Source organism: Bifidobacterium aemilianum (genome assembly GCF_003315635.1).
Taxonomy (GTDB): domain Bacteria; phylum Actinomycetota; class Actinomycetes; order Actinomycetales; family Bifidobacteriaceae; genus Bifidobacterium; species Bifidobacterium aemilianum.
This window is the reverse complement of record NZ_PDCG01000002.1, coordinates 266,859-285,292: the sequence shown is the minus strand read 5'-3', so window position 1 is coordinate 285,292 and position 18,434 is coordinate 266,859. Positions and strand designations below refer to the sequence as shown.

Genomic DNA, 18,434 nt, shown 5'->3' with positions numbered 1-18,434 from the left:
GGCCGGTTGTGTCGGTCAGGGTGGGCATGTGCTGGTCCTGGTACATGGGCTCCGGCAAGACCTTGACGGTCTTCCTGTCGGTCATAGATGACTCAGTCAGGCCTCGTCGGACCGGCCCAAGGGGGCAGGGAAAGACGGCTGAGCCAGCAGATGCCAGAGTGGTGGGCACGCTGGCAGAAGGCGACGGGCAGGACTTCGGGACCCAGAGCGACAGCACAAGAACCCAGTCCGAGGCAAGGGAAGCGGGGTGCCAAGGTCCTCTACCTCTCACCTTTAAGGCCCTGGGCGTAGATATCGCCAAGAATCTCCGGGCTCTCCTGGTGGGCATCCGCCACACCTGCCTGGAGGCCGGCCTGCATCCGCACGACTTTTTGGTCACCACCCCCAGTGTCCCTTTACCTGCTGCTCACCTCCAAGGCCCGCAGCACCTCGACCAGATGCAGACCGTCATCGTCGATGAGATCCATACGCTCGCCGACGGCAAACGCGGTGCCCATTTGATCCTGAGTCTGGGGCGACCGGATCGGCTGGTCGGCCGCCTCATCCAACGAATCGGCCTGTCGGCCACCGTCAGGCCGGCCGAGGAGATGGCCAGGTTCCTGGGCGGCGACAGGCCGGTGGCCATTGCGGACCCGGGCACTCATCCACAGATGGACCTCAAGCTGGTCGATTCGAAGCGCACGCCGTCATATGACTGGCAGAGTTGGAATTGCCGTCCCGGCGGCTTACCTCAGCCTGGCGTCGGCGGGAAGCCGAAAGCATTTGGACCCATGGATAATGGGACCGGTGACTGGCCCTCCAAGTTGATATGGCCGGTCTGCGAACACGCCTGGTGGAGGAGATCCTCAGCAACTGGACCACCCTGGTCTTTGTCGATGCCAGAGTGCTGTCGGAAAAGCTGACCGCCACCCTCAATGACCTCTATGGGAAGATGATGCAGCAGGAGGCCTCGTCGGATCAGACCAGTGGAGAGGCCGAAGAGGGCCAGTATGGGGGGTGGCAGGCGGCTTTATGACTCGGTGGTGGGGTCCTCCATCAACATGGTCCATCGGCTGCCCGTGGGTGGGACCATCGTTATGGCCCACCATTGGTCGGTGTCCATGGAGCGTCGCATGAGCATGGAGGAATCCCTCAAGGCCTGGCACCCGCGCTGCGTGGTTGTCGTCAGCAGCCTGGAATTGGGCATAGACATGGGGTGGTTGACCTGGTGATCCAGGTGGCCTCACCGCTGTCGGTATCCTCCTGCCTGCAACGGGTGGGCCGGGCAGAATACCATGTCGGCGGCCGCTCCCACGACATCCTCTACCCACCGATCCGCCAGGAGCTCATAGGGCTGGGGAGCGACTATCGAGGCTATGGAGGCCGGGCAAGATAGAACCGCACCGGGTGATTTCCAACCCCTTGGATATCCTGGCCCAGCAGACTGTCTCTGCCGCCCCATGGACGACCTGGACCCCGATGACTGGTTCTGCCTGGTCCGGGGCGAGGTCCCCTTTGCAGCATTGGACCGGGGCATCTTTGACTTGGTTATGGGCATGATGACCGGAACCTATGATTCGAGGACTTCTTCGCCTTCTGGCTGCCCCTGGCTTGGAAGGATTCGCCAGGTCTACGCCGCGGACCAGGGCATCGTCATCCGCCTGCCGCAGGGGCAGAGCCTACCCGACCTATGGGAACTCCTCAGATTCAATCCAGGCAGGGCGTGAAGCTAGCGAAGGGGGAGCTGGGCCATTCGGTCCTCTTCGCCGCCAGATTCCGGGAGTGTGTGGACCGGTCCCTCTTCCTGCCGCAGACCGGCCTGGAAGCAGGATTCCCCCGGCAGCAGCGTCTATGGTCCTTACAGCCGCTGGCCGCAGCAAGGACACGGCTGGGCTTCCCATTGTTTCTGGAGTCGGTGAGGAAATGTCTGCAGGATGTCTACGGCATGCCCAGTTTCCACAGGCTCATGGCCGACCTCCAGACAGGCAAGGTAAGCCTGATCCAGGTGTCCACCCAAACCCCCCTCTGCCTTGGCTGATCATCTTCTCTTTGGCATCCTGGGTGCGGTTATATACCAGGGGACAGCTTCCAAGCTGAGCGCCAGGCCCGTCTGCTGGGTCTTGACCTTCAGGTGTTCGAAGGGCTTCTGGGCAGCGGCCAGATCAGCTGTATCCCTTGACCTGGACGTGGTCGGGCAGGTCAAGCAGGAGCTGGTCGAACGGATCTTCGCGAACATTCTGAACCCCAGTGACCAGCCTGGGCGGGTGGTCCGCTATGCGAAGACCCACGGTCCCTTGACCGCCGACCAGCTGGTCCAGGACCTGGGTCTGGTTGCGGCCTCGGCCGCCATGAGCTGGATGCCCTGCTGGCCAAGGCCCGGGCTTAAACCGGTCGAAGCCCTGGTCTTCCAGTCCTTTGTGGACGGACAGGGGGATTGACAGTCGGGGTATGGGGGAGAGCCCATCTCAGGTAAGGCGACTCCGGATGACCTGTTGGACCTGCTGGCGGTCTTGGTGGGCCTGCTCCTGCCGGCTGCCCTCTAGGAGTTCGCCGTGTTGCCTGCCAGGCTTCGTGGCTACCAGACATGGATCCTGGACCAGCTCCTGGTGCCAAGAGGCGATCAAGAGGACATCACCTCAAACGGAACAGGTGGGTACAAGACGATAGGATGTGAAGCAGCCGCCGAGGCACATCCACCCCAGACCTGCGGGCCGGAGTCAGACCCATCTGCAGGAAGCGACACCCTGGAGGAGGCACTGCTGGAGCTCCTGCAATCTGCGCGCGCGTACCAGGCCGACCGGCTTGTGAGATTGCTGGCTGCCAGGGGCTTTCGCCAGACTTTGGTCGACCCGCAGACCGGTGGGTTTCGCCAATCCCCGCCTACCCATGACAGCCTGGCCCGGTTCCTCTGGTTCTCGGTATGGCAGGTGAAGGTCAGCGACAGCTTCTTCGCACCTGTCCGCGACCTCATCTTCAGGGCCAGGGTAGGACCTCCCAGCCTTCCTGTCCGGTCCGTATGTGGCTGCACTGGGTCCAGAGGCACCCATTGCCCGACAACTTGAGTGGCTGGTGGTTCTTGGTGAAGTCGGCGGATGCAGCGGTAGGTCGGGCGCACCAGGACCTGGCCCAGCTGGAGGGCCTTCTGGACCGGTATGGCCTGTCGGCATCCGACCTAGTTGACAAGGAGGGTCTTGCCGGAGGCTTCAGCGGCTTCTCCCCTCTGCTCAAGGCCATGGACGGAATGGGGACCATTATTCGTGGGCTCTTTGTCGACTGACTGTCGGCAGCCCAGTTCACCGGCAAGGAAGCGGCCGACAGGCTGCGAGACCGGGCTTCACAGCTGGAAGTCGGCCAGGCTGCCGAGTCCCTACTGGTGGACCTCGTGGATCCGGCCAACCTCAATGGCCTGTCTTCGACTGGCCTCCGCTCCTGCCTGTGGACGATGCCGGCGATAGCGGCAGGGACCTGCCTAAACCGTTCAGACGATCCTGCTCACCCTTGGTGTTGTCTCACGGCATTCCGGTGCTCATATTACAGCCCCAAGGGACACCACCTCCATGTCTTCCAAAGACAGGAGGACCATCTGTGTGCGGCCATATCAACCAGGTCACAGCCCTAAGAAGCATGAACAGGTCAAGTTCCACCATCCTTGACATCAACGGGTAGCCCCTATCCAAATATGCCAACTGCTGGCGGATGCTGGTTGCCGGCGGGTTCGTGGTCAGCCCTATGGGGCTGACCCCCTACCGCTTATCTTCTTTCCATCAGTCTATCTATCCAGCCAGCCATCCTTCGGAGCAAGCAGAAGCTCCCTGCTAGCTGATTCCCTGTGCTTTCTCCTAGGCGGCATAGGCAATGGGGGCGTCCAGTTCAAGGCCTGATGCATCCCTGCGCATGTCGGGCTTGGGCAGTTCGACGGGGTTGCCGCCTTCAGTCGAGGCATGCAGGGGGTAGGATCCCACGCAGGCCAGAAGCAGGGCGGTCTGCCCCTTGAGCAGGCGCTGGGAGCGGACACCGCCGGTGCCCCTGCCCTTGGTCGGGTACATCTCCAGAGGCGTCACCTTGGCCGCCCCGTTTTCGGTGCCAGGCAGGGCCTCAGCATCGCCGGCCACGGTCAGGACCACCGCACCGGATGTCGAGGAAAGGCCGTTGTCACCCTCCTCGTAGGTCCAGCTCACCTTGCCGGCCGGCACCACGTTGAAGGCCAGGAGGCGACTTCCGTCAGCTAGTCTGATGCCGGCCATGCCGGCGGCCGTCCTGCCTTGGGGGCGGACCAGCTTGGCATCGAAGGTCAGAAGCGAGGAGTCGGTGGAGATGAGGACTAGACGGTCCTCATCCTGGGCGGGTGCGGCGAATACCACCTGGTCCTGGGGGTCCTTGAACTCGATGATGGGCCATGAATCCATGGTCGACGGGGCCTCACGGTTCCAACGTTTGACCATGCCGGAGCGGGTGGCGATGGCCAGTGGGGCTTCCTGGTCCGTCAGGGCTATGGCGGTCACGACCCGTTCCCCGGCCACGGGATCGGTGTCCTCCGTCTGGGTCAGGAGTTCCTGGGCCTGGACGCCTCCGGTCAGGCTGAGCACCTCGGCATCCGGCAGACTGGGCAGGTCGGCCACATGGGCCAGGACTAGTCGCCCGGCTGAAGTCACCAGGCCATAGCTGGCCAGGGTGCTGGTCCTGAAGATGGTGACGATCTGGTCGTCGGCCAGGCGAATGTCCGAAGATGACCGTGACTGCCAGACATCCAAGGCGCAGGCCCCGGTACGGGCTATGAGGCCCGATGCGCTCATCATGACGGCGCAGGGTTCGTCATCAAGCTGGAGGGCGGCCTTTGCAGCGTCCTCCTGACCTGCCTTGCGGGCCGCTGCAGCCGCTTTGAGTTCGGCCGAGGCCGAGGAGACCGTCTTAGCCACATGGATGGCGGCCTCGGCGGCCTTGCTGGCCTCCTCGTCGCCAGAGATCCGCACCGGAAGGAGGTTGCCGTCGGCATCCTTGTCTAAGAGCAGGGTGCGGCGGGGGTCACCCCAGGCCTTCACGGCCTGATCCATCTCCTGGACAATGACCTTGTCCAACTCCTGCGCTGAGGCCAGGATGGCTGACAGCTCCTCGATCTTGCGCTTGAGCTCGTCCCGTTCGCTCTCCAGCTCGATCCGGCTCATCTTGGTCAGCCGACGCAGGCGGAGGTCCAGGATGTACTGGGCCTGGACCTCGTCCAGATCGAAGACCGCTATGAGCCGCTGCTTGGCGGCCTCGGCGTCATCCGAGGTCCTGATGACCTGAATGACCTCGTCGATGTCCACAATGGCCAGGAGCAGGCCCTCCACCAGGTGCAGGCGTTCCAGGGCCTTCTTCCTGCGGTACTCGCTGCGGCGCTGGACGACGACCCGGCGGTGTTCCACCCAGACCCGCAGCATCTCCTTGAGACCCATGGTGTGAGGCCTGCCGCCGACCAGGGCCACGTTGTTCATGGTGAAGTTGTCTTCCAGGGGTGTGGTCTTGAAGAGCTGGGCCAAGACGGCGTTGGGGTCGAAGCCGGTCTTGATCTCGATGACCAGGCGGGTGCCGTTATGGCGGTCAGTCAGGTCGATGGCCCCGGAGATGCCCTCCAGCTTATGGTTCTTGACCCCCTCGGAAATACGTTCCAGGACACGTTCCGGTCCCACCATGAAGGGCAGCTCGGTCACCACGATGGCCTTCTTGCGGGCGGTCACATTCTCGATGTGGGTGGCTGAACGGGTGGTTAGGGTTCCCCGGCCCGTTTCATAGGCATCACGTATGCCGTCGCGGCCGATGATAATGCCGCCGGTGGGCCAATCAGGGCCAGGTACAAAGCGCATCAGGTCGTCAAGGCTGGCATCTGGGTGGCGCATCAGGTATTTGGCCGCGGCCACCACCTCGCCCAGATTATGGGTGGCCATGTTGGTGGCCATACCCACGGCGATGCCCGATGCCCCGTTGACCAGCAGGTTGGGAATGGCCGCGGGAAGGACCGTCGGCTCCTGGAGCTTGTTGTCATAGTTGGGTGTGAAGTCGACCGTATCCTCGTCGATGTCGGCATTCATGCCCAGGGCGGCCGGGGCCAGGCGGGCCTCAGTGTACCGGGAGGCCGCAGGCCCGTCGTCAAGGGAGCCGAAGTTGCCGTGGCCATCCACCAGGGGCAGGCGCATGGCGAAGGGCTGGGCCAATCGGACCATGGCCTCATAAATGGACGAGTCCCCATGGGGGTGGAGCTTGCCCATGACCTCACCCACCGCACGGGCGGACTTCATGTAGGGCCTGTCCGGTGTCAGGTTCATCTGGCCCATCTGGTAGATGATCCGCCGCTGGACCGGCTTGAGGCCATCGCGGGCGTCAGGCAGGGCTCGGGCATAGATAACCGAATAGGCATACTCCAGGAAGGATTTGCTCATCTCCTCCTTGAGGGGGGTCTCAACGATATGCTCCTTGACAGTGTGGGGGTCGAACCCAGGCCCAGCCTTCTGTGCGCGTCTTGCCATGCTTGTTACCAGACTCCTTACGAAACGACCAACCGAACCATGGTATCGGACCGAGCGGTCAAACGACATTGTTCGCCCTGCGGTGCTTGAATGGAAGCCATGAACCTCGATCTGCCGAGCACCCAGGAACTCCTGCGCCTGCGGGAACCAGCCACCTATGGCGACCAGGACCCCATGGCCTCACCCCAGCCGGGCCAGTCGGGGGGAGGGGAGCTGCTGGAAGGGCCCCGTGGTGGCGCCCTCCATCTTTCCTCCCTACTGCCGGCCCTGACGGCCAGTCTGGGGCACCCCGTAGGCACAGCAGTGCACCGGGATCCCAAGGCCCTGCAGGAGGCCCTGGGCCTGCCCAGTGCCAGCTCGGCCATCGTGGTGTTGGTGGACGGCTTGGGCTATTGGAACCTCAAGGCCCGCCTGGGCCATGCGCCCTACCTGCGCTCGCTGATGAGTCAGGAGGTCAACCAGCGCCCCATCGCCAGCTGTGCGCCGACCACCACGGTGGCAGCCATGGGGACCTTCGGCACCGGCACCTGTCCAGGCCTTACGGGCATGACCGGCTACACCCAACGCAATCCCAAGACCGGCAAGCTCTCCCAACTCATCCAGTTCCGGTCGGCTCTCAAACCCCTGGATCTGCAGCAACAGCCCACCATCTTCGAGTCCCTGGCTGGCCAGGAGGTACGGGTCACGTCATCGGGTCTACCTAAATTCGCCGATTCCCCCTTGACCCAGGCTGCCCTGCGTGGCTCCGACTACATCGGCGAGATGGCTCCGGGCCAGCGTGCCAGGAACGCCGCGCAAGCCGCACGGGTGCCTGGTCTGACCTACCTATACATCCGCGACGCTGACAAGAACGGCCATGCCTACGGTTGGCAGTCCGACCAGTGGATCGCAGCCCTGGAAAGCATCGACTCCCAGCTGGCCACCCTTCACAGAAACGCTCCGGCCGGCTGCCTGATAGTGATCACGGCCGACCATGGCATGATCTCCACGGACCCAAACCAGCGCATAGATATTGCCGAGGAAGAGGATCTGGCCCGAGGCGTCGCCCTGGTTGGGGGTGAGCCGCGCTTCACCATGCTCTACGCCCAACCGGATGTGGAGGCCGATGATATAGCCAGGCGCTGGAGGGAGCATCTGGGTACCAGGGCCAGGGTCATGACCCGGCAGGAAGCCCTGGAGCTGGGACTCTATGGGCCGGTTGAGGAGCGAATCATCCCCATGATCGGCGATGTGCTGGTCTGCGCCGCTGAAGCGGTCACCATCGTGGATTCACGCAGCCAGAGCGCCCAGGCCACCCGCCTGCCCAGCGTCCATGGATCACTGACGGCCGCTGAGCAGGATATTCCCTGTCTGATTGACCTCATATAGCGCGCACTGGCCACAGGACCAGGGAGTGCGAACATTGGCCGCATACCTGGCTGGTGCTCTGAACCCCTGCGCGCCAGACCGTGTGTCGGTTGCGGCATTGCGAAGAAGGGAGGCCTGGCTGAAGGCAGGACTTAGAGACGAGCCAGAGACATGAGTGACTTGGTCACTTTCATCCCTGTGGTCCCTGTGGTCCGTGACCTAAAGCCTATGTCCCCGCTTGCCGACTGACCTCAGTCTCCGAAGAGGATCTCATCCCAACTGGGTACGGCGGAGCGCCCGGACTTGCGCTTGGAGGCCTTGCCCTTGGTCCCTGTTGCCTGGCCCGTATCGCTTATGGCCTGGTCTTGCCGCTGGGAATCCCTATCGGCCTCCTGGTCGGGGCTCTCCTCCCAGAGCACGGCAGGTTTGGAATCCGGCTTCGGCTGCTGGGTGGGGGCTGTTTTGCTTCCGCCTTCGGCCTGGTCGCTGGGCTTGACAGGGCTGGGTCGGGCCGAGCCGTGGGGGAGGTGGGGTGTCAGGGCCGACAGATCTATACGCTCACTGCCTTGACTGCCGGAATTAGCCCCATGGGTCTCTTGGGCAGGCGAAGGATCCGGGAGGGCGGGCTGGAAATTGGTCTGCTGGGCTTGTTCGTCCGCTGACCTACTGTGCTGAGCTCTGCCGGTTCCCTGTGACGGCTGCTGCGCACTGCCGGCATCCTGCTGCTGCCAGGCGGACACCGTCCGTTCTATACGGGCCGAGCGAACGGAATCACCTGGTATCTGACTTATTGAATTGGCGGCCGAGGATGCGGTAGTGCCGCTCCCGTCGCTCGTCATGCTCTCATCCGCACCCTTGTGGCCAGCCTTGCTGACACCGAAGAGGCTCTGTGCCGAAGCATTGCGGCAGACCACCGCATTGTCGTGCATGTTCCAGGTCCATTCGGCTGTGACCTGGCGGCCGGCCGAGGCGAACTCGGCGGTGATCTTCCAGGGTTCAAGTCCCCGGCGCGTCGCCTTCCAGGTCACAGACTCCATTCCGATACCGGCAAGGGCCAAGTGGCGTTCGATGAGTTCGGAGGTGTTGTGGACCCGGCTCTCCTTGGCTGTCGGCACATTCAGGAACTGCTCGATGGCATACTGTTTCTCCGTCTCCACTGGCGCTGAGAAACGCCGAACCAGGGCATCACTGAGCTCATATCGTTGCGCAACCTGGGCGGGGTCGGCTCCTGCGCGGATCAGGGCCTGAATCTGGGAGATGGGCAGGGCCGGGGCCGGCTTGCTATAGGGGTTTTCCAGGTGTTCCGACTGAATCTGCTTGGCCTCAAGGATGGCACGTTCAAGCCTGTCATTCACTCTTACAGCGAATTTCAATCCTGCAGCGGAGAAAATGAGGTCACCCGTGTCCGCCACATGGTCGAAGCGCGCCTCTTCCAGCGATTTATCAGGCATTTGTGCACCACTTTCCTATTCTGGAGCCGCCAGTTAGTCTCCATATTCCATTGTGCCCCACGTGTCGTACTTTACGACGATTTCAAATCGTGTATCCTGTGCGGGGTAAACGTCATGTATTCTATGGCGCATACACCCTACAACAGATGGAAGGATTGCCATGGCCCAGGATTATGATTCTCCCCGCAATAAAGATGATGATGAGGAATCCCTGCAGGCACTCAGCAAAGGTGTCCAAGACACCAGCAGTGACATCGACGATGACGAGAACGCCATCGCCGAGGACTACGAACTGCCCGGCGCCGACCTGAGCAATGAGGACGCCTCCGTGACGGTCATTCCCATGCAGGGCGATGAGTTCATCTGCTCCGAATGCTTCCTGGTCAAGCACCGCAGTCAGCTGGACCACATGACCAGCGACGGTCAGCCGGTCTGCAAGGAGTGCGCCGCCTGATGGCAATGGACCCCTCCTATAATGAGCCGGAAACCGTAGAGGTGCTGGTCCGGTCCCTGGTCGACGGACAGGAGCCAGAACTCATCTATGCCCATGCGGGCGATGCTGGTGCGGACTTGAGGACCACTGAGGATGTTGTGCTCAAGCCCTTCCAGCGGGCCCTGGTTCCTACCGGCATCGCCATGGCCCTGCCGGCGGGGTATGTGGCCCTCATACACCCAAGGTCCGGTCTGGCCGCCAAGCAGGGGGTCACCGTCCTCAACGCCCCTGGAACGATTGATGCCGGTTACCGGGGTGAGATTAAGGTCCCGCTGATCAACCTGGACCCGGAACATACCGCTGTCTTCCATCCAGGTGACCGTATCGCCCAGTTGGTCATTCAGCGCTATGTGCAGGCGCAATTCATCAAAGCCCAGGAGCTGCCTGGCTCCGACCGTTCGGAACGAGGCTTCGGGTCAACGGGTGTCTCAAGTGCCCATTCTGGCGCCAGTGGCGTGTCGGCCAAGGCTGAGTAATCCGGCAAGTAGGATACAGGAAGAAGCAAGGGGAGGTGGTCATGGTGACGAAGGCCGATGCTGAGACCGGGCGCAAGGCAGTTGACCAAGTGAAGTCCACGGACCTCCCTCAGGTTGATGGGCCCGCCAAGGCCAAGCCCGCGCAGCTGGAATATGCCGCCAGCAGGCTGGGTTGCGAGATCAGCCACGACCCTCTGAACCCCCTGGAGCCCATTGTCTTCATGTGCGCCTCCCACCACCCGGGGGCCGACCTGGACGTGCTGGAGCGGGCCTACCGGAGGGCCGTCAGGCAGCATTCGGCACAGCGGCGCAAATCGGGGGAGCCCTATATCATCCACCCGCTGGCCGTGGCCCAGATCCTGGCCGACCTGGGGATGGGCCCCGTCGTGGTGGCCGCAGGCCTCCTGCATGACACGGTCGAGGACACCGACTACAGCCTGGACCAATGCCGGGAGGAGTTCGGCGACACCATCACCGGCCTGGTCGATGGGGTCACCAAGCTGACCAATATGGAATACGGCGACTCCGCCCAGGCCGAGACCATTCGTAAGATGGTCGTGGCCATGAGCAGGGATGTCCGTGTGCTGGTCGTCAAACTGGCCGACAGGGTCCATAACGCCCGTACCTGGCGCTATGTCAAGCAGAGTTCGGCCCAGCGCAAGGCACGCGAGACCCTCGATGTCTATGCCCCCCTGGCCAACCGCCTGGGCATGAACGCCATCAAGACCGAACTGGAGGAGCTGAGCTTCAAGAGCCTCTACCCCAAGATCTACAACGAGATCGTGGTGCTGGTGGCCCGTCGGGCTGGGCAGAGGGATGTCTACCTCAAACAGATTCTGGCCGAGATCAATGAGGACCTGGACGCCCAGCACATCAAGGCTTCCGTCTCCGGCCGCCCCAAGGATTACTTCTCCATCTACCAGAAGATGATCGTGAGGGGGCACGATTTCGAGAACATCTACGACCTGATGGGTGTGCGGATCATCGTCGATTCCATCCCCGAATGCTATGCGGCCCTGGGGGCCGTCCATGCCCGCTGGAACCCAGTGCCTGGGCGCTTCAAGGACTATATCGCCATGCCCAAGCTCAACATGTACCAGAGCCTGCACACCACGGTGGTGGGCCCTGGCGGCAAGCCGGTGGAGATTCAGATCCGGACCTGGGACATGCATCGGCGGGCTGAGTTCGGCATCGCCGCCCATTGGAAGTACAAGGAGAACGGCCAGGCCGGCCGGCCCCTGTCCGAGCCAGACAAGGACGACAGGCAGCGCAAGGACGCCGACAACCAGGAGCTGAGCGAGGCCGACAACCTCAAATGGATCCAGCAGCTGGCCGATTGGACCAGCGAGACTCCTGACTCCGATGAGTTTCTGGGTTCCCTCAAGCAGGATCTGGGTGGGGCGGAGGTATATGTCTTCACACCCAAGGGCAAGATCGTCTCCCTGCCCGCCGAGGCCACACCGGTCGACTTCGCCTATGCCGTCCACACGGAGGTCGGCCATCGGACCATGGGGGCTCGGGTCAACGGTCGTCTGGTCCCTCTGGACACCAAGTTGGAGAACGGCGACACCGTCGAGATCCTCACTTCCAAATCCGATACGGCCGGCCCCTCACGCGATTGGCTGAGCTTCGCGAAGAGTCCCAAGGCCCGCAACAAGATTCGCCAATGGTTCAGCAAGGAACGCCGGTCCGAGGCCATCGAGGAGGGTAGGGACGAGCTGACCCGGGCCATGCGCAAGCGCAGCCTGCCCATTTCATCCCTGCTGACCCCCGAGGCCCTGGTCGGCATCGCCGATGAGCTAAACTTCGCCAATGCCGATGCGGTCTTCGCGGCCATCGGCGAGGGGCAGATCTCCACCCAGAACGTCATCTCCCACCTGATCCATGACGCTGGCTCCGATGAGGTCAACGAGGAGGTCGAGCAGGAGGCTCTGCCCCTGCGCCGGGTGGAGCGGGCCAAGTCCTCCAAATCCACCCTGGGCGTGTCCGTCAAGGGAGTGGGGGATGTCTGGGTCAAGCTGGCCCGCTGCTGCACCCCGGTCCCAGGCGACAAGATCGTCGGTTTCATCACCCGCAACGATGGCGTCTCAGTCCATAGGGCCGATTGCCAGAACATGCTGGACCTGGAGAAGCACCAGCCGGAGCGGGTCATCGAGGTCTCGTGGACCTCAAGCAAGGGCCTGTTCATGGTCAAGATTCAGGTAGAGGCCCTGGATCGTCCCCACCTGCTCTCCGACGTGACCCGGGTGCTCTCGGACCACGGGGTCAACATCATCTCCGGTTCGGTCTCCACAGGCACGGACCGGGTGGCCACCAGCCAGTTCTCCTTCGAAATGGCCGAACCCCAACACCTGAACCGGGTCCTTGCCGCCGTGCGCAAGATTGATGGTGTCTTCGATGTCTACCGGATCACCGGATCCAAGGACTCAGCCGAGTCCCGCCTGCGCAAGATTCGCGAACGCTGATCGCAATGGGGGCAGGGGTATGATGGTAATCTCATACGGCCCAAGGCCTTGTCTCGGCAATACAGCCAAAATGTGTATAAATGCCCGCAGCACACGGCTTCGACCGCCATCCGGTCTTTGTTCGCACCAGCTATGGCGGTAATCAGCACGCCTGGCGAGTTGGATTTGCCAGCTTTGTTGTGTACTGTTCCTACAGTGATTGGGACATTCAGTCCCGCAGCATCCCTGCCTTACGCAGTCTTGTGGGGGTAGGTGCTGCATGCATGGGGGGAAACATTACGGAACATCTGTGACCACAGGAAGGTCGAATTCCTCTATGTACAGTTTACGGAAACCAGCCACACGTATGCTGGGCCTGCTGATTGTAATGATCATGACGGTGACGGGACTGGGTATCTTGGCCCCCACTCCCATCGCATATGCAATGACCTGTACCCCCGGGACAGACCACGTCAGCGGTCCCACGGTGGCTGACTGCTTTCCCAACAACGGGGTCAACACCGATCTGGCCATGTCAGTTGCCTACCGGATTCCTGGAAACAACCTCGTCGGCGCCAACAAGGTCAATTACCGAGCCACCCAGGCCGATTACGACGCCATCACACAGGTCACCCGGAATTACTCGACCCTTGAATCCTTGGAAGGTATGCAGCTCCTTCATAATCTGAAGAAGTTGACCTTGCATGATGACCACCTGACTGATCTGTCACCACTCGCCGGTCTCAACAAGCTTGAAGCCCTGGATGTGTCCTATAACGAGCTCACCAGCCTGGCTCCTCTGAGCGGGCTCACCGCACTGAAAGAGCTGTCTGTGGAGAGCAACCGGATATCAAGCCTGGCTCCACTCAGTGGCCTGCCGGCGCTCACCACCTTGTCCGCCTATACCAATCTGATCTCGGACCTCAGACCCCTGCAGGGTCTCTCCTCCTTGCGCTATCTGTATGTTGGCGATATTCTCACAGACAACAACGGCAACCTCCTGCCGCACATTACCGACATTTCACCCTTGAGTAGTTTGACTGGTCTATACGTGTTGGGCATCCATAATCTCGGCTCAGTCAACGGGCAGCCTGTCATCACTGCCGCGGATGTGGCAGCGGTGACAGCGAACATGCCCAACCTGCACGGTCTGAGCCTCATGGGTAACGCATTCGAGGACCTGACCCCACTGAAGAACGACCTTGCTAGGGTCTATGTCTTTAAAACAGATGCGGACACAGGGCGTACCTGGACCGTGATGAGCTGGGCCAACAAGGATGTGAAACGACCCGATATCGGTGCCCGCATGGGCCAGCCCTTCAGCATGCAGTCGGCCATTATCGACTCGTCGACCGGTTATTACGCGGATGTCGATACCAGCACCTGTGTGCCAGGCGGATGCACCTACGATGCCTCCACCGGCATGGTGACCTGGCCAGCAGCCAGTGTCAACCTCGGCACGGAGTACTCCTTCAACTTTGAGGATGATATCGACCTGCCGGCCCCGCCGTCTCCTCAGATGCTGACCTTCTCAGGCAAGATCTCCCAGAAAATCACCAAGGCGCTGAGGTCGGTCCATTTCGTCCAGGAGGACGGCAGCACGCCCTCCTCGGTGGCCGACATCCTCGTCAATGACGGTGATAAGCTCGGCGGCAAGATGCCCACGGACGGCACCCTGCCCACCCGGCCTGGTTATACCCTCTCCTGGGACAGGCTGTCAGACGGCAGCCCATGGAATATGGCCAACGACACCGTCACTGGTAGTGACCTGGTGCTCAAGGAGCACTGGACCGTGGATAGGTACACGATCAAGTTCGACACTGGTGTTCCTGGCCTCACCATCCCCGACCAGACCAACATTCCTTATGACTCGCTGCCTGGCCCCACCAATCCGGGCGAGCCCAGCAGGAAGCCCAACGCCCCCATCAACGGTGAGGTTCCTCGGTTCTCCGGCTGGTGGACCGACCCCACCGCCGGTCGTCAGTGGAGCTTTGGCAGCAGCAAGATCGGACCCGCGGAGGCCAACAGCAGCCACATCATGACCCTTCATGCCCGCTGGACCCCTCGGGTCAAGGTGAGCTTCGAGCCTGGAGCTGGCGTAAGTGCCATATCCCCGGTCATCATCGACGCGGGCAGCCCCCTCACCCAGCCCGCCAACCCCACCAAGTCAGGATGGACCTTCAGTGGGTGGACCACGGACCAGGCCGGCACCACCCCCTGGTCTTGGACCACGCCGGTGACCAGCAACACGGTGCTGTACGGCCAATGGAATCGAATCACCCATCGTCTGACCCTGGATCCCGACAATGGGTCAGCTCCCATCGTCCTGACTGTCAACGATGGTGACCTGCCGGTCAAGCCCTCCGACCCCAGCAAGCCAGGCTTCAGCTTCGCCGGTTGGTTTACCTCCAATGGGTCCCCATACAACTGGGCCAATCCCCTCACCGCCGATGCCCAGGCCACGGCCAGGTGGATTGTGAACCCCAACAACCCAGGCAACCCTGGCGGGACCCCGTTGACCTACCAGCTGACCATCGATCCTGACAATGGGGAGCAGGCTGTCGTGCAGCGGGTTCCTGCTGGCCACACCCCGGTCAGGCCCGCAGACCCGGTTAAGGCAGGCTACCGTTTCCTGGACTGGTATAGGGCGGACGGCAGCATCTTCGACTGGTCACAGGCCATGACGGCTGATGCCAAGGTCAAGGCTCGCTGGATTGTTCAGGGGACTGACCCTGGCACTCCGGGTACCCCTGGAACTCCGGGTAACCCTGGAACTCCTGGAAACCCTGGAACTCCGGGTACCCCTGGAACTCCGGGTAACCCTGGAACTCCTGGAAACCCTGGAACTCCGGGTAATCCCGGTACTCCTGGTAACCCCGGTACACCTGGTAACCCCGGAACCCCGGGTGCTCCTGTCAACCCTGGAACCCCTGAAAAGCCCAGCGCTCCGGCCGCTCCTCAAGACCCATCCGCTGCCAATGCGGCAGACAAGGATCCGGCAGCCAAGCCTGCGGGGAAATTGGCAGCGACAGGTTCGCCCATCCTTCCGGCTCTGCTGGCTGGACTCCTGTCCCTGCTGGCCGCACTGGCTTTCCAACTGGTCCGTAAGCTCGGGAACTGACCGGTAGCCAGTAAGCCTGGGCCATAAGGTAGCGGTCCAGTCCTTACGGCTGAGAACATAAGACAGCTGGCTCCCATACCTGAAGGTATGGGAGCCAGCTGTTTGTTGACGCTGTGTGGTTTGCCGCATGCGCTTGGCTAAAAGCACAAAGGGCTGGCGGGCATCACCGAGTCAAGCCCTCTGGTGCCCCGGAAGAGCTGGCCGGCCAGCGCCAAATATAAGGCGCCCCTCCCGTAGGAATGCGGGAGGGGCGCCTTATGCGGTCGGTGGAAGTTCTATGCGACTACCTCAATGGACACGATGCCGGCAGGCTCCAGTGGAGCGTCGCCACTATCGGTGGGGACAGCCTCCAGCTTGGCGACGACGGCCTTGGACTCATCATCGGCCACCTGGCCGAAGATGGTGTGGTGGCCGTTGAGCCAAGGGGTGGGCACGGTGGTGATGAAGAACTGCGAGCCGTTGGTGCCGTGGGGGCGGCCGTCACGGCCCCTGCGTAGACCGGCGTTGGCCATGGCCAGGAGGTAGGGTTTGTCGAAGGTCAGTGAGGGGTCGATCTCATCATCGAACTCGTAGCCGGGGCCACCGGTGCCGGTGCCCAGGGGGCAGCCGCCCTGGATCATAAAGTCCTTGATGATCCGGTGGAAGGTCAGTCCGTCATAGAACTTCTCATGGGAACCCTCGCCCGTGGTCGGATCCGTCCATTCCTTGGTACCCGTGGCCAGGCCCAGGAAGTTCTTGACGGTCTCGGGTGCCTTGTCGTCGAAGAGGTCGATGTTGATGTCACCTTCTGAGGTGTGCATGATAATAGTGCTCATGCCTTCAGTCTCTCACAATAGACAGACGCTTGTAGGCCCGGAGCGCAAGCGGTCTGCTGTGTGCATGCGCATCCAGCGTTAGGATGGAGTCATGACTCAGATTCGTATCGCCCTGGCCCAGATCGACACCTGTGTGGGAGACCTGGCCGGCAATGCTCGCAAGGTGCTCGACTACAGCTCCCAGGCCGCCAAAGCCGGGGCCCAGCTGGTGGTCTTCCCGGAGATGACCCTGACCGGCTACCCCATAGAGGACCTGGCCCTCAGGGCAACATTCCGCAAGGCCGCTTGGGACACAGCCAATCAGCTGGCCGGTGACCTCGCCGACCAGCAACTGGGCGGACTCTACGTGATGGTGGGCACCGTAGGCACCGACCATGCCGCCGCCAAGCCCCGCAATCGGCTGGTGGTCCTCCATGAGGGCAGGGTCTGGGCTGGCTACGACAAGCACTTCCTGCCCAACTACGGTGTCTTCGACGAATTCCGCATCTTCACGCCGGGGGAGCGGCCCGTGGTCCTGGAAGTGTTCGGTGCCCGCATAGGGCTAGCCATCTGTGAGGACATCTGGCAGGACGGCGGGCCGGTGGCCGACCTGGCCCAGCAGGGCATCGACCTGCTCCTGACCATCAACGGTTCTCCTTATGAGGAGGGTAAGACCCATACCAGGTTGGATCTGGCGGCCAAACGGGCTGCTGAGGTCCAGGCTCCCATGGTCTACCTCAACCAGGTGGGCGGCCAGGACGACCTGGTCTTCGACGGCGGCTCCTTCGTGGTTGATGCCGATGGCAGCCTCCTGGAGCGCTCGCCCATGTTCACGGAGGACCTGAGCTACTTCGACTTCGACCCGGATGCAAATCATCAGCGGACCAGCAGCATAGCACCCATGCCCCAGGCAGACGAGGAGGTCTACACCGCATGCGTGCTGGGCCTCAAGGACTATATGGACAAGAACCATTTCACCGGTGTGTGCCTGGGCCTGTCTGGCGGCATCGACTCGGCCCTGGTGGCCGCCATGGCAGCTGATGCCTGTGGTGGGGAAGGGGTCTGGGGCATCTCCATGCCCAGCATGTACTCCTCGGACGGGTCCAAGGACGATGCGGCCGACCTGGCCGGCAGGCTGGGCGCCCACTACGATGTCCAACCCATCGAGCCCATGTTCCAGGCCTTCCAGAGGCAGCTCGGCCTTGAGGGCATCGCGGCGGAGAACCTCCAGGCCCGCATCCGTGGGGTCATCGTGATGGCCTATTCCAACGCCAAGGGTCTGCTTGCCCTGGCTACCGGCAATAAATCCGAGCTGGCCTGCGGCTATTCCACCATCTACGGCGACGCCATCGGTGGCTATGCTCCCATCAAGGACCTGCTCAAGACCCGGGTCTGGGACCTGGCACGCTGGCGTAACCAGGCCGCCCAGGCCGGTGTGGGCATTGGGGGGCTGCGGATCGTCGGCAATGAGCGGCGGGAATCTGGCAGACCGCTGCCACAGGGCATCATGATTCCTGTCGCCAGCATAGAGAAAGCCCCTTCGGCTGAGCTACGCCCCGGGCAGAAGGATTCGGATTCCCTGCCCGAATACGAGCTTCTGGACCGGGTGCTGGCCGCATACATAGAGTGTGCGGAGGGGCGGGCGGACCTGCTGGCCCGTGGCTTTGATGCCGTCACTGTCGATACGGTCATGAGGCTGGTCGACCGGGCCGAATGGAAGCGCCGTCAGTACCCCCTGGGGCCCAAGGTCACCGCCTTGGCCTTCGGGCGGGACCGGCGGCTTCCCGTGACGGACGCCTTCCGCGAATAGCCGGCAAGCCGAGGGCATG

The 18,434-nt window shown here is 62.3% G+C and carries 17 protein-coding genes; 14 read left to right on the top strand and 3 right to left on the bottom strand.

Going from position 1 to position 18,434, the window contains the following annotated elements; all coding sequences use genetic code 11:
• Window positions 1–26: 26 nt before the first annotated feature.
• The 8 genes from CRD60_RS09415 (at window position 27) to CRD60_RS03310 (ending at window position 3,256) form a co-directional block, all read left to right on the top strand.
• Window positions 27–902, top strand: coding sequence for a DEAD/DEAH box helicase (locus tag CRD60_RS09415; RefSeq protein WP_407923165.1), 876 nt, complete (start codon window positions 27–29; stop codon window positions 900–902).
• Window positions 809–1,015, top strand: coding sequence for a hypothetical protein (locus CRD60_RS03345; RefSeq protein ID WP_113859874.1), 207 nt, complete (start codon window positions 809–811; stop codon window positions 1,013–1,015). The genes CRD60_RS09415 and CRD60_RS03345 overlap by 94 nt, the downstream gene beginning before the upstream one ends.
• A complete protein-coding gene (locus CRD60_RS03340) occupies window positions 990–1,211 on the top strand; it encodes a hypothetical protein (RefSeq protein WP_113859873.1) in 222 nt (73 codons plus the stop codon). Before CRD60_RS03345 ends, CRD60_RS03340 begins: the two co-directional genes overlap by 26 nt.
• Window positions 1,196–1,375 carry a hypothetical protein gene (locus CRD60_RS03335; protein ID WP_113859872.1) on the top strand — a complete coding sequence of 60 codons (180 nt, stop codon included), beginning with the start codon at window positions 1,196–1,198 and terminating at the stop codon, window positions 1,373–1,375. The genes CRD60_RS03340 and CRD60_RS03335 overlap by 16 nt, the downstream gene beginning before the upstream one ends.
• Window positions 1,376–1,439: 64 nt before the next feature.
• Entirely contained in the window at window positions 1,440–1,706 is a 267-nt protein-coding gene (locus tag CRD60_RS03330) for a hypothetical protein (protein WP_113859871.1), read from the top strand.
• Entirely contained in the window at window positions 1,703–2,017 is a 315-nt protein-coding gene (locus CRD60_RS03325) for a hypothetical protein (protein ID WP_161522177.1), read from the top strand. The genes CRD60_RS03330 and CRD60_RS03325 overlap by 4 nt, the downstream gene beginning before the upstream one ends.
• The gene (locus CRD60_RS03320) at window positions 2,010–2,417 is read left to right on the top strand and encodes a hypothetical protein (protein WP_113859869.1); all 408 of its coding nucleotides are present in this window, start codon (window positions 2,010–2,012) and stop codon (window positions 2,415–2,417) included. Before CRD60_RS03325 ends, CRD60_RS03320 begins: the two co-directional genes overlap by 8 nt.
• Window positions 2,418–3,058: 641 nt before the next feature.
• Window positions 3,059–3,256 (top strand): Lhr family helicase, encoded by a 198-nt coding sequence (locus CRD60_RS03310; protein ID WP_127975632.1) that lies wholly within the window; start codon window positions 3,059–3,061, stop codon window positions 3,254–3,256.
• Between the two features lie 562 nt (window positions 3,257–3,818).
• On the opposite strand, the gene CRD60_RS03305 is transcribed toward CRD60_RS03310, so the two are convergent.
• On the bottom strand, window positions 3,819–6,479 hold the full coding sequence (locus tag CRD60_RS03305; protein WP_113859866.1) for a DNA gyrase/topoisomerase IV subunit A: 2,661 nt from the start codon (window positions 6,477–6,479) through the stop codon (window positions 3,819–3,821).
• A gap of 99 nt (window positions 6,480–6,578) precedes the next feature.
• Between CRD60_RS03305 and CRD60_RS03300 the strand changes: the two genes are divergently transcribed.
• The gene (locus CRD60_RS03300; RefSeq protein WP_113859865.1) at window positions 6,579–7,847 is read left to right on the top strand and encodes an alkaline phosphatase family protein; all 1,269 of its coding nucleotides are present in this window, start codon (window positions 6,579–6,581) and stop codon (window positions 7,845–7,847) included.
• A gap of 230 nt (window positions 7,848–8,077) precedes the next feature.
• Here the strand turns inward: CRD60_RS03300 and sepH are convergent, their stop codons facing one another.
• The gene (sepH, locus tag CRD60_RS03295; protein WP_113859864.1) at window positions 8,078–9,277 is read right to left on the bottom strand and encodes a septation protein SepH; all 1,200 of its coding nucleotides are present in this window, start codon (window positions 9,275–9,277) and stop codon (window positions 8,078–8,080) included.
• A 160-nt stretch (window positions 9,278–9,437) separates the two neighbouring features.
• Here sepH and CRD60_RS03290 point away from each other — a divergent pair, with 160 nt between their 5' ends.
• From CRD60_RS03290 to CRD60_RS03275, 4 genes are all read left to right on the top strand, one after another.
• Complete coding sequence (locus CRD60_RS03290) at window positions 9,438–9,731, top strand: DUF4193 domain-containing protein (RefSeq protein WP_113859863.1); 294 nt, start codon at window positions 9,438–9,440, stop codon at window positions 9,729–9,731.
• Entirely contained in the window at window positions 9,731–10,246 is a 516-nt protein-coding gene (dut, locus tag CRD60_RS03285) for a dUTP diphosphatase (protein ID WP_113859862.1), read from the top strand. Before CRD60_RS03290 ends, dut begins: the two co-directional genes overlap by 1 nt.
• A gap of 41 nt (window positions 10,247–10,287) precedes the next feature.
• Window positions 10,288–12,711 (top strand): RelA/SpoT family protein, encoded by a 2,424-nt coding sequence (locus CRD60_RS03280; protein ID WP_113859977.1) that lies wholly within the window; start codon window positions 10,288–10,290, stop codon window positions 12,709–12,711.
• A gap of 466 nt (window positions 12,712–13,177) precedes the next feature.
• The gene (locus CRD60_RS03275) at window positions 13,178–15,811 is read left to right on the top strand and encodes an InlB B-repeat-containing protein (protein ID WP_161522176.1); all 2,634 of its coding nucleotides are present in this window, start codon (window positions 13,178–13,180) and stop codon (window positions 15,809–15,811) included.
• Between the two features lie 275 nt (window positions 15,812–16,086).
• On the opposite strand, the gene CRD60_RS03270 is transcribed toward CRD60_RS03275, so the two are convergent.
• Window positions 16,087–16,626: a peptidylprolyl isomerase gene (locus tag CRD60_RS03270; RefSeq protein ID WP_113859860.1), complete on the bottom strand. Its 540-nt coding sequence runs from the start codon at window positions 16,624–16,626 to the stop codon at window positions 16,087–16,089.
• A gap of 91 nt (window positions 16,627–16,717) precedes the next feature.
• Between CRD60_RS03270 and CRD60_RS03265 the strand changes: the two genes are divergently transcribed.
• Window positions 16,718–18,415, top strand: coding sequence for an NAD+ synthase (locus tag CRD60_RS03265; RefSeq protein WP_113859859.1), 1,698 nt, complete (start codon window positions 16,718–16,720; stop codon window positions 18,413–18,415).
• Window positions 18,416–18,434: the final 19 nt, after the last annotated feature.

Excerpts from the sequence above, each read along its gene's own strand:
- CRD60_RS09415 (WP_407923165.1), top strand. The coding sequence starts at position 27 with ATGTGCTGGTCCTGGTACATGGGCTCCGGCAAGACCTTGACGGTCTTC.
- CRD60_RS03345 (WP_113859874.1), top strand. The coding sequence starts at position 809 with ATGGCCGGTCTGCGAACACGCCTGGTGGAGGAGATCCTCAGCAACTGG.
- CRD60_RS03340 (WP_113859873.1), top strand. The coding sequence starts at position 990 with ATGGGGGGTGGCAGGCGGCTTTATGACTCGGTGGTGGGGTCCTCCATC.
- CRD60_RS03330 (WP_113859871.1), top strand. The coding sequence starts at position 1,440 with ATGGACGACCTGGACCCCGATGACTGGTTCTGCCTGGTCCGGGGCGAG.
- CRD60_RS03305 (WP_113859866.1), bottom strand. The coding sequence starts at position 6,479 with ATGGCAAGACGCGCACAGAAGGCTGGGCCTGGGTTCGACCCCCACACT.
- CRD60_RS03300 (WP_113859865.1), top strand. The coding sequence starts at position 6,579 with ATGAACCTCGATCTGCCGAGCACCCAGGAACTCCTGCGCCTGCGGGAA.
- sepH (WP_113859864.1), bottom strand. The coding sequence starts at position 9,277 with ATGCCTGATAAATCGCTGGAAGAGGCGCGCTTCGACCATGTGGCGGAC.
- CRD60_RS03290 (WP_113859863.1), top strand. The coding sequence starts at position 9,438 with ATGGCCCAGGATTATGATTCTCCCCGCAATAAAGATGATGATGAGGAA.
- dut (WP_113859862.1), top strand. The coding sequence starts at position 9,731 with ATGGCAATGGACCCCTCCTATAATGAGCCGGAAACCGTAGAGGTGCTG.
- CRD60_RS03280 (WP_113859977.1), top strand. The coding sequence starts at position 10,288 with ATGGTGACGAAGGCCGATGCTGAGACCGGGCGCAAGGCAGTTGACCAA.
- CRD60_RS03270 (WP_113859860.1), bottom strand. The coding sequence starts at position 16,626 with ATGAGCACTATTATCATGCACACCTCAGAAGGTGACATCAACATCGAC.
- CRD60_RS03265 (WP_113859859.1), top strand. The coding sequence starts at position 16,718 with ATGACTCAGATTCGTATCGCCCTGGCCCAGATCGACACCTGTGTGGGA.